General features: G+C 42.6%; 1 pseudogene. It reads left to right on the plus strand.

The features are described from left to right. Positions 1-289, plus strand: a pseudogene (gene rho / locus CWB85_RS21820) (transcription termination factor Rho); the annotation flags it as partial.

Below are 289 nucleotides of genomic sequence, written 5' to 3' on the forward strand. Positions count from 1 at the left end.
CCCACCTAAAGACGGTGAACGTTACTTTGCATTACTAAAAGTAAACGAAGTCAACTTTGATAGACCAGAAAACTCCCGTACTAAAATCCTTTTTGAAAACCTTACCCCACTACATGCCAACGAACGCTTACGTATGGAACGTGGTAATGGTAGTACCGAGGATATAACTGCTCGAGTACTCGATTTAGCATCACCCATTGGCCGTGGCCAACGTGGTTTATTAGTAGCACCGCCAAAAGCGGGTAAAACAATGCTACTACAAAACATTGCCCAATCAATTACTCATAAC

This window comes from Pseudoalteromonas sp. S1727 (genome assembly GCF_005886375.1).
Lineage (GTDB): Bacteria > Pseudomonadota > Gammaproteobacteria > Enterobacterales > Alteromonadaceae > Pseudoalteromonas > Pseudoalteromonas haloplanktis.